The sequence below is a fragment of the Pseudomonas sp. PDM30 genome, from assembly GCF_019218985.1.
GTDB classification, from domain to species: domain Bacteria; phylum Pseudomonadota; class Gammaproteobacteria; order Pseudomonadales; family Pseudomonadaceae; genus Aquipseudomonas; species Aquipseudomonas jessenii.
The window spans coordinates 67,590-80,802 of record NZ_JAHUWM010000007.1 but is presented as its reverse complement, the minus strand read 5'-3'; the positions used below and the strand labels follow the sequence as shown (position 1 = coordinate 80,802).

At 60.5% G+C, this 13,213-nt stretch carries 10 protein-coding genes and 4 tRNA genes; 11 read left to right on the top strand and 3 right to left on the bottom strand.

The features are described 5' to 3' along the window. Positions 1–20 precede the first annotated feature (20 nt). Positions 21–1,109, bottom strand: coding sequence for an HlyD family secretion protein (locus tag KW840_RS17775; protein WP_218496569.1), 1,089 nt, complete (start codon positions 1,107–1,109; stop codon positions 21–23). 230 nt (positions 1,110–1,339) lie between these two features. Here KW840_RS17775 and gltX point away from each other — a divergent pair, with 230 nt between their 5' ends. From gltX to KW840_RS17725, 10 genes are all read left to right on the top strand, one after another. Continuing rightward, entirely contained in the window at positions 1,340–2,821 is a 1,482-nt protein-coding gene (gene gltX, locus KW840_RS17770; protein WP_090454210.1) for a glutamate--tRNA ligase, read from the top strand. A gap of 203 nt (positions 2,822–3,024) precedes the next feature. Next, positions 3,025–3,100 (top strand) — tRNA-Ala (locus KW840_RS17765). A 79-nt stretch (positions 3,101–3,179) separates the two neighbouring features. After that, positions 3,180–3,255, top strand: a tRNA-Glu gene (locus KW840_RS17760). 53 nt (positions 3,256–3,308) lie between these two features. Then, positions 3,309–3,384 (top strand) — tRNA-Ala (locus KW840_RS17755). A gap of 80 nt (positions 3,385–3,464) precedes the next feature. Beyond that, positions 3,465–3,540, top strand: a tRNA-Glu gene (locus tag KW840_RS17750). 193 nt (positions 3,541–3,733) lie between these two features. Then, a complete protein-coding gene (locus tag KW840_RS17745) occupies positions 3,734–4,273 on the top strand; it encodes a TetR/AcrR family transcriptional regulator (protein WP_218496568.1) in 540 nt (179 codons plus the stop codon). Positions 4,274–4,302: 29 nt separating this feature from the next. After that, positions 4,303–5,136, top strand: coding sequence for an alpha/beta fold hydrolase (locus KW840_RS17740; RefSeq protein ID WP_057715583.1), 834 nt, complete (start codon positions 4,303–4,305; stop codon positions 5,134–5,136). Between the two features lie 49 nt (positions 5,137–5,185). Then, positions 5,186–5,623 (top strand): thioesterase family protein, encoded by a 438-nt coding sequence (locus tag KW840_RS17735; RefSeq protein WP_057715582.1) that lies wholly within the window; start codon positions 5,186–5,188, stop codon positions 5,621–5,623. A gap of 201 nt (positions 5,624–5,824) precedes the next feature. After that, positions 5,825–6,784: a tRNA-dihydrouridine synthase gene (locus KW840_RS17730; RefSeq protein ID WP_057396160.1), complete on the top strand. Its 960-nt coding sequence runs from the start codon at positions 5,825–5,827 to the stop codon at positions 6,782–6,784. A gap of 132 nt (positions 6,785–6,916) precedes the next feature. Then, entirely contained in the window at positions 6,917–7,363 is a 447-nt protein-coding gene (locus KW840_RS17725) for an Hsp20 family protein (protein WP_057715580.1), read from the top strand. A gap of 46 nt (positions 7,364–7,409) precedes the next feature. Here the strand turns inward: KW840_RS17725 and KW840_RS17720 are convergent, their stop codons facing one another. Together KW840_RS17720 and KW840_RS17715 are read right to left on the bottom strand one after the other, a co-directional pair. Next, positions 7,410–10,688 (bottom strand): PAS domain S-box protein, encoded by a 3,279-nt coding sequence (locus KW840_RS17720; protein ID WP_057715579.1) that lies wholly within the window; start codon positions 10,686–10,688, stop codon positions 7,410–7,412. 65 nt (positions 10,689–10,753) lie between these two features. Further along, entirely contained in the window at positions 10,754–11,644 is an 891-nt protein-coding gene (locus KW840_RS17715) for a LysR family transcriptional regulator (RefSeq protein WP_057715578.1), read from the bottom strand. Positions 11,645–11,792: 148 nt separating this feature from the next. On the opposite strand from KW840_RS17715, the gene leuC reads away from it, so the two are divergent. Beyond that, on the top strand, positions 11,793–13,211 hold the full coding sequence (gene leuC, locus KW840_RS17710; RefSeq protein WP_057715577.1) for a 3-isopropylmalate dehydratase large subunit: 1,419 nt from the start codon (positions 11,793–11,795) through the stop codon (positions 13,209–13,211). The last annotated feature ends 2 nt before the right edge of the window (positions 13,212–13,213 follow it).

Below are 13,213 nucleotides of genomic sequence, written 5' to 3'. Positions count from 1 at the left end.
CGACCGGGCGGATCAGTTGATCACCGGCCATCGTCAGGGGCGTCTTTGTGGCTCACTTTGGGGGTGATTTCTTCAGGGGCGTCCTTGATGTTCACCTTGGCGGTGACCGACATGCCCGGGCGGATCTTGCCGCGCAGCGGATTGTCCGCGGCGAAGGTCAGTTTGACCGGAATCCGTTGTACGACTTTGGTGAAGTTGCCCGTGGCATTGTCCGGCGGCAACAGGCTGAACTGCGCGCCCGAGGCGGCGAACAGGCTGTCGACCCTGGCTTTGATCGGGGTGTCGCTGTAGGCGTCGAAGGTCAGTTCGGCTTCCTGGCCGGGTTGCATGTGGCCAATCTGGGTTTCCTTGAAATTGGCCTGAATCCAGATGTCTTCGTCCGGCACGATCGACAACAGGTAAGCGCCGGCCTGCACATATTGGCCTTCGCGGGCTGCACGCTGGCCGATCAGGCCGCTGATGGGGGCATGGATTTCGCTGCGGGTCAGGTTCAGTTCGGCCTGGGCCAGGTCGGTTTTGGCGTTGGCGATCTGCGCGTCGAGGCGTTTGATCTCTGCATTCAGCGCATTGACCTGCTGGCGCTGGCTTTGCGCGTCGGCCTGGGCCTTGGCCACTTGCGAGCGTGCGATGTGGTTGTCGGCGGAGAGGGTGGTCACCCGTTCTTCCGAAATATAGCCGGGTTTGCGCAGGGTCTCGGCGCGGGTCAGGTCGATCTGCGAGCGACCCAGGCTGGCCTGGCTGGACGCGACTTGCGCTTCGCTGGCGGCAATCAGGCTGGCCTGCTGGGTCAGTTTACTCTGGGCTTGCAGGCGTTCGGCCTGGCGGGTGGCCAGGGCGGCATTGGCGCGGTCGACAGCGAGGCGGAAGTCGTCGCCTTCGAGTTTGACCAGCAACTGGCCTTTCTCGACATGCTGGTTGTCCTGCACCAGCACCTGATCGATACGCGCGCCCAATTGGCTCGACACGCGGGTGATCTCGCCCTGGACATAAGCGTTGTCGGTGCTTTCATAAAAGCGCCCCTTCAAGAGCCAATGGGCAAACAGGCCCCCGGCAATCAACAGGACAATCAGCAGGAACGAGAAGAGGCGACGCTTGAGTTGGGCAGGCATGGGGCAAACTGTAGTCGAGAAATTGTAAGAGAAGTTATCAGCGGGCAAATCTGGCATACAGCCGATAAGCGGTAAATGCTGTCGGCTGATTTTCGGCCATTCACCTCCCTGTACGGGCGTTACAGACGCAACCTTGGCTTAAATGCCCTGTTCACTGGAGCCGGGCGGGTGTCGCCTGTTACCATTCGCGCCTTGTTTGAACTTCGCTTTTATTCTTTTCGAGACATGCCATGACCACCGTCCGCACTCGCATCGCGCCATCGCCTACCGGGGATCCCCACGTAGGTACCGCCTACATCGCCTTGTTCAACTACTGCTTTGCCAAGCAGCACGGCGGTGAGTTCATCCTGCGGATCGAAGACACTGACCAGCTGCGTTCGACCCGCGAGTCCGAACAGCAGATTTTCGACGCCTTGCGCTGGCTCGGGATCGACTGGAGCGAAGGCCCGGATGTCGGCGGCCCGCACGGTCCGTACCGTCAAAGCGAGCGTGGCGACATTTACCAGAAGTATTGCCAGCAACTGGTCGAAATGGGCCATGCCTTCCCGTGCTTCTGCACCGCCGAAGAGCTTGACCAGATGCGCGCCGAGCAGATGGCTCGCGGCGAAACCCCGCGTTATGACGGCCGCGCGCTGCTGCTGTCCAAGGAAGAGGTCGCCCGTCGCCTTGCCGCTGGCGAGCCGCACGTCATCCGTATGAAAGTACCGAGCGAAGGCGTTTGCGTGGTGCCGGACATGCTCCGTGGCGACGTTGAAATCCCGTGGGACCGCATGGACATGCAAGTCCTGATGAAGACCGACGGCCTGCCGACCTACTTCCTGGCCAACGTGGTCGACGACCACCTGATGGGCATCACCCACGTATTGCGTGGCGAAGAATGGCTGCCATCGGCACCGAAGCTGATCCTGCTTTACGAATACTTCGGCTGGGAACAACCGGAGCTGTGCTACATGCCGCTGCTGCGTAACCCGGACAAGAGCAAACTGTCCAAGCGCAAGAACCCGACCTCGGTGACCTTCTACGAGCGCATGGGCTTCATGCCCGAAGCGATGCTCAACTACCTGGGTCGCATGGGCTGGTCGATGCCGGACGAGCGCGAGAAGTTCTCGCTGCAGGAAATGGTCGACAACTTCGACCTCAAGCGCGTGTCCCTCGGCGGGCCGATCTTCGACATCGAGAAGCTGTCGTGGCTCAACGGCCAGTGGCTGCGCGACCTGCCGGTGGAAGAGTTCGCCGCGCGCGTGCAGAAGTGGGCGTTCAATTCCGAATACATGATGAAGATCGCACCGCACGTACAGGGCCGGGTCGAAACCTTCAGCCAGGTGGCACCGCTGGCCGGGTTCTTCTTTGCCGGTGGCGTGAACCCGGATGCGAAGTTGTTCGAATCGAAGAAGCTGTCGGGTGATCAGGTTCGTCAGTTGATGCAGTTGATTCTGTGGAAGCTCGAAAGCCTGCGTCAGTGGGAAAAGGACAGCATCACCGCGACCATTCAGGCGGTGGTCGAATCCCTGGAGCTGAAGCTGCGTGATGCCATGCCGCTGATGTTCGCTGCGATCACTGGCCAGGCCAGCTCGGTGTCGGTGCTCGATGCGATGGAAATCCTCGGGCCGGACCTGACCCGTTTCCGTCTGCGCCAGGCCATTGACCTGCTGGGCGGCGTGTCGAAGAAAGAAAACAAGGAGTGGGAAAAGCTGTTGGGCGCGATTGCCTGACACGCTTGATGAAGGGCTGATGGCCATTGTGTGTGCCCGTCGTTGGGCGCGCAGTGGTCCTCAGACCCCGATTTTTCGGGGGGGAGGGCGGTAAGTGATTGTTATGTCGGCAAAAAATTTTAATTTTTTTGAAAAATAAGTTTGACAGGCTTTCGATACGCCCTTAAGATTCGCCCCGTCCTCAGCGATGACATCAACGATGAGGGGCTATAGCTCAGCTGGGAGAGCGCTTGCATGGCATGCAAGAGGTCGACGGTTCGATCCCGTCTAGCTCCACCAATTTACACTTCAAGGTCTGGCCACACCGGCCTTGAAGCGATCAACACTCAGCGTTGATCAGTTGTATAGAAGGGTTTGCGTCCCCTTCGTCTAGTGGCCTAGGACACCGCCCTTTCACGGCGGTAACAGGGGTTCGAGTCCCCTAGGGGACGCCAGTTTTACAGAAGCGATGTTGCAAGATGTCGCTCCGCCGCGAGGCGAAAAATCCGGGGCTATAGCTCAGCTGGGAGAGCGCCTGCATGGCATGCAGGAGGTCAGCGGTTCGATCCCGCTTAGCTCCACCAATTTTACAGTTCAAGGTCTGGCCACACCGGCCTTGAATCGATCAGCACTCAGCACTGATCAGTTGTATAGAAGGGTTTGTGTCCCCTTCGTCTAGTGGCCTAGGACACCGCCCTTTCACGGCGGTAACAGGGGTTCGAGTCCCCTAGGGGACGCCACGATTACCCGCTCTGCGGGATTTATAAGGGTCATTCAATTATTGAATGGCCCTTTTGTTTGTCTGGCGTTTGGCCAAATTCCTCCATTTCCAAAATTTCCAAAAAAACTGTTCTTCAGACCAGCGGTCACGCCCATGACTTGCTAAAATTTATTATGAGAATAATATTTCAATCGTAATATTCGGAGGCAACGATGAACGATAAAAAAGCCCAAACCCGCGAACGCATCCTCAAGGCTGCCAGCGCAGCGCTGATTCAGCGCGGCCCGGCCGAGCCAAGCGTGGGCGAAGTGATGGGCGCGGCGGGCCTGACGGTCGGCGGCTTCTACGCCCACTTCGAAAGCAAGGACGCGATGATGCTGGAGGCGTTCAGGCAATTGCTCGGTCACCGCCGTGACTTGATTGCCGACATGGACGCGGAGTTGACCGGCGAAGAGCGCCGCGCGCTGGTGGCGGCGTTCTATCTGTCGCGCAAGCACCGTGATTCCTCCGAATCGGCCTGTCCGATCCCGGCATCGGTCGGCGAACTGGGGCGGCTGCCGGAAGCGTTTCGTGTCGCGCTCAATGAGCATGTGGAATTGATGGTCGTGCAGTTGGCGGCCAGCCCTGAAGAAACCGAAAAAGCCCTGGCCGACATGGCCTTGATGGTGGGTGGGCTGGCTCTGGCGCGGGCGTTGGGGCCAGGAGAGTTGTCCGATCGATTACTGCGCGCCGCCAAATCGGCGGTGCGTTGACCTGAAGGCTGCGGCCTGAGGAGAATGCGATGAGCACGTTAAAGTGGGTTCGTGGCGTTAATGGCACCTTGGGCTGGTTTGCCCCGAAACTGGTCGCAAGCAAAATGCGACAGGCGTTCATGACGCCAAGGGACCTGCCGCTGCGTGACTGGGAGCTGCCACTGTTGGCCAAGTCCGAGCGGGTCACCCTGCGTTTCGGTCTCTCGGCCTTGCGTTGGGGTCAGGGCCCGGCAGTATTGCTGATGCATGGCTGGGAAGGGCGGCCGACGCAGTTTGCCAGCCTCATCACCGCGCTGGTCGATGCCGGTTACTCGGTCGTGGCCCTGGATGGCCCGGCCCACGGTCGCTCACCGGGCAGTGAAGCGAATGTGGTGCTGTTCGCCCGCGCCATGCTGGAAGCGGCCGCCGAACTGCCACCCCTGCAAGCGGTCATCGGCCACTCCATGGGCGGCGCCAGTGCGATGCTCGCGGTCCAGTTGGGCCTGCGCACCGAAACCCTGGTCAGCATTGCGGCCCCGGCGCGGATTCTCGGTGTGTTGCGTGGTTTTGCCCGTTATGTCGGGCTGCCACCGAAGGCCCGCTCGGCGTTCATTCGCCAGGTCGAGCAAGACGTCGGCATGCGAGCCGCGACGCTGGATGTCGCGCACTATCAACTCGACATGCCCGGCCTGATTGTCCACGCCGAAGACGACAACTTTGTCTCTGTGAAGGAATCCCAGCTGATCCATGAAGCCTGGTTCGACAGCCGCTTGTTGCGTTTGAAAGACGGTGGTCATCAGCGAGTGTTGGCCGACCCTCGGGTGATTGATGGCGTGTTATCACTGCTGGCCGGGCGCAGTCTGCAATCACGCCAATCCGCCTGAGCTTCCGTTACACTGCCCCGGTCGAAATTATCTGACCAGGGAGTCGGGCATGGGCTGGGATCGGGAAACGCCGTTCATCATTGATCTGCAAGTGAGCGCCGAGGACATTGACGGGTTGGGGCACGCGAACAACGCGGTCTACGTGACCTGGCTCGAACGCTGTGCCTGGCGCCACTCCCAGCGTCTTGGCCTGGACCTGGTCGAGTATCGGCGGCTGGACCGGGCGATGGCGGTGGTGCGGCACGAGATCGATTACCTGGCGGCAGCCTATGAGGACGATGAGTTGCAATTGGCGACCTGGATCGTCGATTGGGACCAGCGCCTTAAAATGACCCGGCACTTCCAGTTGGTCCGTCCCAGCGACAACACCACGCTATTGCGCGCGCAGACCACCTTCGTCTGCATCGAACTGTCCACGGGCAAGCCCAAGCGCATGCCGGCGGAGTTCATCGAGGGTTATGGCCCGGCGTTGCAAACCCCGGCCTGACACTGGTTCCTGTGGCGAGGGGGCTTGCCCCCGTTCGGCTGCGAAGCAGTCGCAAAACCTGTCGATGCATTTTATCTGACGAAATGCCGGGGCCGCTTCGCGACCCAACGGGGGCAAGCCCCCTCGCCACAAGGGTATGCGCAAGTCTTTTGCTCGATTATCCAGTAAACTGCCGCACGTTTTTCCTCGAGTGTGTTTTTCATGCAAATTGCTTTGGCGCCCATGGAGGGGTTGGTCGACGACATCCTGCGCGACGTGCTGACCCGTGTGGGTGGTATTGACTGGTGCGTGACCGAGTTCATCCGGGTCAACGACCAGTTGCTCACACCTGCCTATTTCCACAAGTTCGGTCCGGAGTTGCTCAACGGTGCCCGGACGGCCTCCGGTGTGCCGCTGCGTGTGCAACTGCTCGGTTCCGATCCTGTGTGCCTGGCGGAAAATGCCGCGCTGGCTTGTGAGCTGGGTTCCGAAGTGATCGACCTGAACTTCGGCTGTCCGGCCAAGACCGTCAACAAATCCCGTGGTGGTGCGGTATTGCTCAAGGAACCCGAGCTGCTCAACCAGATCGTCGAGCACGTCCGTCGTGCCGTCCCCGCGCACATTCCAGTCACCGCCAAGATGCGCCTGGGCTTCGACAGTCCGGACGGCTCGCTGGTGTGTGCCACGGCCCTGGCCGAAGGCGGTGCCGAACATATCGTGGTGCATGCGCGGACCAAGGTCGACGGCTACAAGCCGCCGGCACACTGGGAGTGGATTCCGCGAGTGCAGGACGTGGTCAAGGTGCCGGTGTTCGCCAATGGCGACATCTGGAGCGTCGAAGACTGGCGTCGTTGCCGCGAGATCAGCGGCGTGGAAGACATCATGCTCGGTCGCGGCCTGGTTTCGCGCCCGGATCTCGCCCGGCAGATCGCCGCGGCGCGGGCCGGTGAAGAGGTGGTCGAGATGACCTGGACCGAGTTGTTGCCGCTGATCCAGGACTTCTGGCTGCAAGCCAAGGCACAAATGACGCCACGCCAGTCGCCGGGTCGTCTGAAGCAATGGCTGGCGATGCTGACCCGCAATTATCCCGAGGCGGTAGAGCTCTTTACCGTGCTGCGTCGTGAAACCGAGCTGGATAACGTCTCGCGTTTGCTGGGGCTGCCGGTGGCGGAAGCGGCCTGAAATTTTTTGTAAAAAAAGCAGAAAACAATCTCTTGAAATGCAATCAGCGGTCCCTATTTAAGGATTACGCGATGCCGAATTCGGGTCGCGGAGACAAAAAACCTTGCTGATTGTTTTCAGGAGATTTGCATCATGGCTACTACATTATCCTTGGCCCCACTGTTCCGTTCCTCGGTAGGTTTCGACCGTTTCAACGACCTGTTCGAGACCGCCCTGCGCAACGAGCCAGGCAGCAGCTATCCACCCTATAACGTGGAGAAACACGGCGACGATCAATACCGCATCGTAATTGCCGCGGCCGGTTTCCAGGAAGAAGATCTGGAGCTCGAAGTCGAGAAAGGTGTGCTGACCATCAGTGGCGGTAAACGCGACGCGAACGAAGACGTCACTTATCTGTATCAGGGCATTGCCCAGCGTGCGTTCAAGCTGTCCTTCCGTCTGGCGGACCACATCGAGATCAAGGCTGCCGGCCTGAGCAACGGTCTGTTGAGCATCGACCTGCTACGGGTGATTCCGGAAGAGGCGAAAGCCAAGCGCATCCCGATCAACGGGACGCAAAAGCCGGCTCTGCAACACTGAGTCGGAGCAAGAAGAAGGGCGCCATTGGCGCCCTTTTTTGTGCCTGTCACTTCAGCAGTTTTTGAAACTCCTCCACCGGCAACGGCAGGCTGTGCAAATACCCTTGGTAGAAGTGACACTCCAGCCCCTGCAGGAACTCAAGCTGCTCCGCTGTTTCGACCCCTTCGGCTATCACTTTCAAATCCAGGCTGTGGGCCATGGCGACGATGGCGCGGATGATCTCGGCGTCGTTCGGGTCGCTGGTGGCGTCGCGGATGAAAGACTTGTCGATTTTCAGGGTGTCGACCGGCAAGCGCTTGAGGTAGGTCAGCGAGGAGTAGCCAGTGCCGAAGTCGTCCATGGCGAAGCTCACACCGAGTTTTTTCAGGCGGCGCATTTTGCTGATGGTGTCTTCCAGGTTCTGGATCACGATGCCTTCGGTGATTTCCAGTTTCAACAGGGAGCAGGGCAGGCCATAGGTGTTCAGGCTGTTTTCGACACGTTCGACGAAATCGTTCTGGCGGAACTGGCGCGGGCTGATGTTCACGCACAGGCTGAATTTATACGGATTCACCAGACCGTCGTCGATCAACCGTTTGAAGGCCTGGCAGGCTTCGTCGAGGATCCAGGTGCCGACCTCCAGAATCAGTCCGCTGTCTTCCAGCACCTTGATGAACTCGGCGGGTGACTGCGGGCCGAGTTCCGGATGATTCCAGCGCACCAGGGCCTCGGCACCGACGATGCGGTCGCCCCGGGCGTCGACCTGGGGTTGGTAATGCACGCGAAACTCGCCCCGGGAAAGGGCCAGGCGCAGGTCGGTTTCCATGCGCAGGCGTTCGCTCGCGGCCTTCTGCATGGTGTTGTGGTACATCTGCGTGGTATTGCGACCCGAGTCCTTGGCGCGATAGAGCGCGATGTCGGCGCGCTTGAGCAGGTCGGTCGGGGTCGAGCCGTGATCGGGGATCAGCGCAATGCCGATGCTGGGTGTCACTTGCAGGCGCTGGCCGTCGAGGAACATCGGTTCGGACAGCAGCTCGCGGATGGTGTCGGCCACTTCGCGAACCTGTTCACTGACCTCGCTGCGCGAGCCTTCGAGGCCGCTGAGCAGTACCACGAATTCGTCACCGCCCAGGCGCGCAACGGTGTCCTCCATGCGCACGCTGGCCTCCAGGCGCGCGGTGATGATTTTCAGCACGGTATCGCCCACCGGGTGCCCGAGGGAGTCGTTGATGTGCTTGAAATGGTCGAGGTCGAGGAACATCAGCGCGCCCCGCAGGTTATGCCGTTTGAGCAGGGCGATCTGCTGGCTCAGGCGGTCCATCAGCAAGGCACGGTTGGGCAGGTTGGTCAGTGGGTCGTGATAGGCCAGGTGGCGGATCTGCGCTTCGGCATTTTTCAGCAGGCTGACGTCGCGCGCGGTCAGCAGCAGGCAGGCGGTTTCATTGAGGGTGATCGGTTCCACCGAGACTTCGACGGTGAGCAGTTCGCCGCGCTTGTTGCGCCCGAGCATTTCCTGGTGATGAACCCGTCCCTTGATCTGCAATTCGGCCAGCAGCGCCGAGCGTTGTTTTTCTTCGGCCCAGATCCCGACCTGGTACACCGTGCGGCCCACCACCTCCTCGGCGCGGTAGCCGGTCAGGCGGCAGAAGCCGTCGTTGACCTCCAGATAGCGTCCGGTGTCGCGCTCGGTGATGGTGATGGCGTCGGGGCTGGAGTGGAAGGCCTTGGCGAATTTCTCTTCACTGGCCTTGAGCGCCGCTTCCGAGCGCTGTTGCTGGGTGATATCGCGCAGGGTGGTGACGATGCAGGGCTGGTCGCCGACGCTGATCTGGCGGCTGGAAATCACACAAGTCAGGGTCTGTCCTTCCTTGTGCTGGACCAGAATGGCCACGTTGTTCAGGCCTTGTTCGCGGATCACTTGTTCGATTCGTCGCAGGCTTTTCGCCGAAGCGTCCCACAGGCCGATTTCGTCGGCGCTGCGGCCGATCACATCGGCGGTGCTCCAGCCGAAGGTCTGGGTGAAGCTGGAGTTGATTTCAATGAACTGGCCGGAGTCCTGGCGGGTGACGCAGATCGGATCGGGGCTGACCTGGAACAGCGTGGCGAATTTCTCTTCGGAGGCCACCAGCCGTTGTTCGCGTTCCACCTGATCAGTGATGTCGAGCAAGGTGCCGGCCATACGCACCGGCACACCGTTGTCATCGCGGTAGAGGCGGGCACGGCTTTCCAGATAGCGCGAGGTGCCGTCGGGCAATTGCACGCGGTAGGTCAATTGATAGTTGCCGGCCGGGCCTTCACGCAGACTGCGGTAAGCGTCGCGCATGGTGTCGCGTTCTTCGCCGGGCACGCCTTCGAAGAACTCGTCGAAGGACTCGTGGAAGGGCTTGGCGTCCAGACCGTGCAGTTGGGCGGCCCGTGCCGATCCGTAGAGCATGCCGCTGGGAATGTGCCAGTCCCAGGTGCCGAGTTGCGCCGAGTCCAGTGCCAGGTCGAGGCGTTCCTGGCTGTCCTTGAGGGCCTGTTCGGCGACTTTGCGCTCGGTGGTGTCAAGGAACGTGCTCAGTAGATAGGGCTGGCCTTCGAGCTCGACCTTTTGCGCACTGAGGATGCCGTCGTGGACCTGGCCATTGCTGGCGCGAAACTGCACTTCCATGCTGACCAGGTCGCCTTTGGCTTTGGTGGCCTTGACCAGTTCGGCCCGTTGTTCTGGATGCACCCACAGGCCCAGTTCCAGGGTGGTGCGGCCGATCGCGTTTTGCACCGGCCAGCCGAACAGGCTTTCGAAATACTGGTTGGCTTCGGTGATCAGGCCGTCTTCCTGGCGGGTCAGCAGGACCATGTTGGGGCACAGGTGGAACAGGGTGGCGAAGCGTTTTTCCGAGCTGCTCAACGCCTGTTCGCGCTGGCGCTGGTGGGTAATCTCGCGGATTACACCGATCATCCGTGGCCGGCCGTGCTTGTCCGGTAACAGGCTGCCGCTGATTTCCAGCCAGTGCAGGCTGCCATCGGGCCAGCGGATGCGGTGATGCATCGCTTGCTCCAGCGGTGCGCCAGCGATGACTGCGTGGAACGCGCGAACGGTTTTCGCGCGATCCTCCGGAGGCAGCAAGTCGAGGTATTCCAGATCCGATGGCAACGGTTTGCGGGGGTCGAAGCCGAACAGCGCCTGCGTGCCCCGGGACCAACTGATCTTTCCGCGCTCGATGTCCCAATACCACGCACCCAGGCGCGCGCCGTTGAGCGCGGCCAACAATTGCGGGGCACTTTCCCAGCTCTGTTCGGAGCTTTTCGGGTCAAGTGCCTGTATACGCGGCATTGGCGGAATACGGTCAACAGATTTGGGCATTGGCAAGCCTTGGGCTGAATGGGCGTTTGGGGCAGGAATTCGCGGCTCTACAGGATTAGCACAGCTTAGCCTTGAGTCCCTGGCTGATCGAGTTGAGCGTCCAGCAAGGCCATGAAGGCCCGCGCAGCATTCGACAGCGTCCTTTCTGTGTGCAAGATATAGCCTAGCTGGCGAGTGAGCTGTATGCCCGGCAAAGGTATGCGCGCCACCTGGTCATCGAGCATGGTGCGCGGCAAAACGCTCCAGGCCAGGCCGATCGAGACCATCATCTTGATGGTTTCCAGGTAGTTGGTGCTCATGGCGATGTTTGGCGTCAGGCCCTGGGCTTCAAACAGCCGCTGCACAATGTGGTGGGTAAAGGTATTGCCACCGGGGAAGACCGCCGGGTGTCGGGCGATGTCCGCCAGGCTGACCTTGCCGTTATTGAGCAACGAATGCTCCGGCGCAACCACGAAGTCCAGCGGGTCGTCCCATACCGGGGTGGCCTTGACCAGCGCATGGGGTTCTGGCGCCAGGGTAATGACCGCCAGTTCGGCGCGGCCATGGAGAATTTCCTCGTAGGCCACTTCCGAATCGAGGAACTGAATATCCAGCGCCACTTGTGGGTAGAGTCGGGTGAACTCCCTCAGCAAGGGTGGCAAACGGTGCAAGCCGATGTGGTGACTGGTGGCCAGGGTCAGACGGCCGGTCACTTCGCCGGTGAGGTTGGTCAGGGCACGGCGCGTATCATCGAGGACATTGAGAATCTGATAAGCCCGCGGCAGCAGGGCGCGCCCGGCCTCGGTCAGACCCACTTCACGACCCAGACGGTCGAACAACCGCACCTTCAATTGCTGCTCCAGCCCGGCGATGCGCTTGCTGATGGCCGGCTGGGTCAGGTGCAGCCGTTCCCCGGCGCCGGAGAAGCTTCCGGTCTCGGCGATGGCAATAAAGGCATTGAGGTTAGCCAGGTCCATAGTTGCATTCCAGTTGGTTATCCAAAGCATAAAAAATATGAATTTGAGTTATTTAATGTAACCCCATAGGATCAGCCTCACAAGCCAAGGGGTTATTGAGTCGCTCAAGACCCAGGGCATAGAAACAAGCTGATGAGGAAACCGTCTGATGGCCGGCAAAACGCTCTACGACAAGCTCTGGGATTCGCATTTGGTCAAGCAGCGCGACGATGGCTCTGCGCTGATCTACATCGATCGTCACATCATCCACGAAGTGACCTCGCCGCAAGCCTTCGAAGGCCTGCGTCTGGCCGGGCGCAAGCCATGGCGCATCGATGCCAACATCGCGACCCCGGACCACAACGTACCGACCACGCCGGAGCGCAAGGGCGGCATCGACGCCATCGTTGACCAGGTTTCGCGCCTGCAAGTCCAGACCCTCGATGACAACTGCGATGAATACGGCATCGTCGAGTTCAAGATGAACGACGTTCGCCAGGGCATCGTCCATGTCATCGGCCCGGAGCAAGGCGCAACCTTGCCCGGCATGACCGTGGTCTGCGGCGACTCCCATACCTCGACCCATGGCGCATTCGGCGCATTGGCTCACGGTATCGGCACTTCCGAGGTCGAGCATGTGCTCGCCACCCAGTGCCTGGTCGCCAAGAAAATGAAAAACATGCTGGTGCGCGTCGAAGGCCAATTGCCGTTCGGCGTGACCGCCAAGGACATCGTGCTCGCGGTGATCGGCAAGATCGGCACCGCCGGCGGTAACGGCCACGCCATCGAGTTCGCCGGCAGCGCGATTCGCGACCTGTCCGTCGAAGGCCGCATGACCATCTGCAACATGTCCATCGAGGCCGGCGCTCGCGTAGGCCTGGTGGCTGCGGACGAAAAAACCGTGGCTTACGTAAAGGGCCGTCCATTTGCCCCGAAAGGCGCGGAATGGGACCTGGCCGTTGAAGCCTGGAAAGACCTGGTGTCTGACGCCGATGCCACGTTTGATACGGTTGTCGAGCTCGATGCGACCCAGATCAAGCCGCAAGTCAGCTGGGGTACTTCGCCTGAGATGGTGCTGGCGGTAGACCAGAACGTGCCGGATCCTGCGAAGGAAATGGACCTGGTCAAGCGCGACTCCATCGTCCGTGCCTTGAAGTACATGGGTTTGACCGCCAATCAGGCGATCACCGACATTCAGCTCGACCGCGTGTTCATCGGTTCCTGCACCAACTCGCGGATCGAAGACCTGCGTGCGGCGGCCGTGATCGCCAAGGGCCGTAAAGTGGCCTCGACCATCAAGCAGGCCATCGTGGTGCCGGGCTCGGGCCTGGTTAAAGCCCAGGCTGAATCGGAAGGCCTGGACAAGATTTTCCTCGAGGCCGGTTTCGAATGGCGTGAGCCGGGTTGCTCGATGTGCCTGGCGATGAACCCGGACCGCCTGGAGTCTGGTGAGCATTGCGCCTCGACCTCCAACCGTAACTTCGAAGGCCGTCAGGGTGCCGGTGGTCGTACTCACCTCGTCAGCCCGGCCATGGCCGCAGCCGCTGCTATAAACGGTCGTTTCGTCGACGTCCGTGAATTGATCTGAAG

Coding starts and splice junctions, on each gene's coding strand:
- KW840_RS17735 (WP_057715582.1), top strand. CDS start 5,186: ATGGGCTGGGATCGGGAAACGCCGTTCATCATTGATCTGCAAGTGAGC.
- KW840_RS17730 (WP_057396160.1), top strand. CDS start 5,825: ATGCAAATTGCTTTGGCGCCCATGGAGGGGTTGGTCGACGACATCCTG.
- KW840_RS17745 (WP_218496568.1), top strand. CDS start 3,734: ATGAACGATAAAAAAGCCCAAACCCGCGAACGCATCCTCAAGGCTGCC.
- KW840_RS17740 (WP_057715583.1), top strand. CDS start 4,303: ATGAGCACGTTAAAGTGGGTTCGTGGCGTTAATGGCACCTTGGGCTGG.
- KW840_RS17720 (WP_057715579.1), bottom strand. CDS start 10,688: ATGCCCAAATCTGTTGACCGTATTCCGCCAATGCCGCGTATACAGGCA.
- KW840_RS17775 (WP_218496569.1), bottom strand. CDS start 1,109: ATGCCTGCCCAACTCAAGCGTCGCCTCTTCTCGTTCCTGCTGATTGTC.
- leuC (WP_057715577.1), top strand. CDS start 11,793: ATGGCCGGCAAAACGCTCTACGACAAGCTCTGGGATTCGCATTTGGTC.
- KW840_RS17715 (WP_057715578.1), bottom strand. CDS start 11,644: ATGGACCTGGCTAACCTCAATGCCTTTATTGCCATCGCCGAGACCGGA.
- gltX (WP_090454210.1), top strand. CDS start 1,340: ATGACCACCGTCCGCACTCGCATCGCGCCATCGCCTACCGGGGATCCC.
- KW840_RS17725 (WP_057715580.1), top strand. CDS start 6,917: ATGGCTACTACATTATCCTTGGCCCCACTGTTCCGTTCCTCGGTAGGT.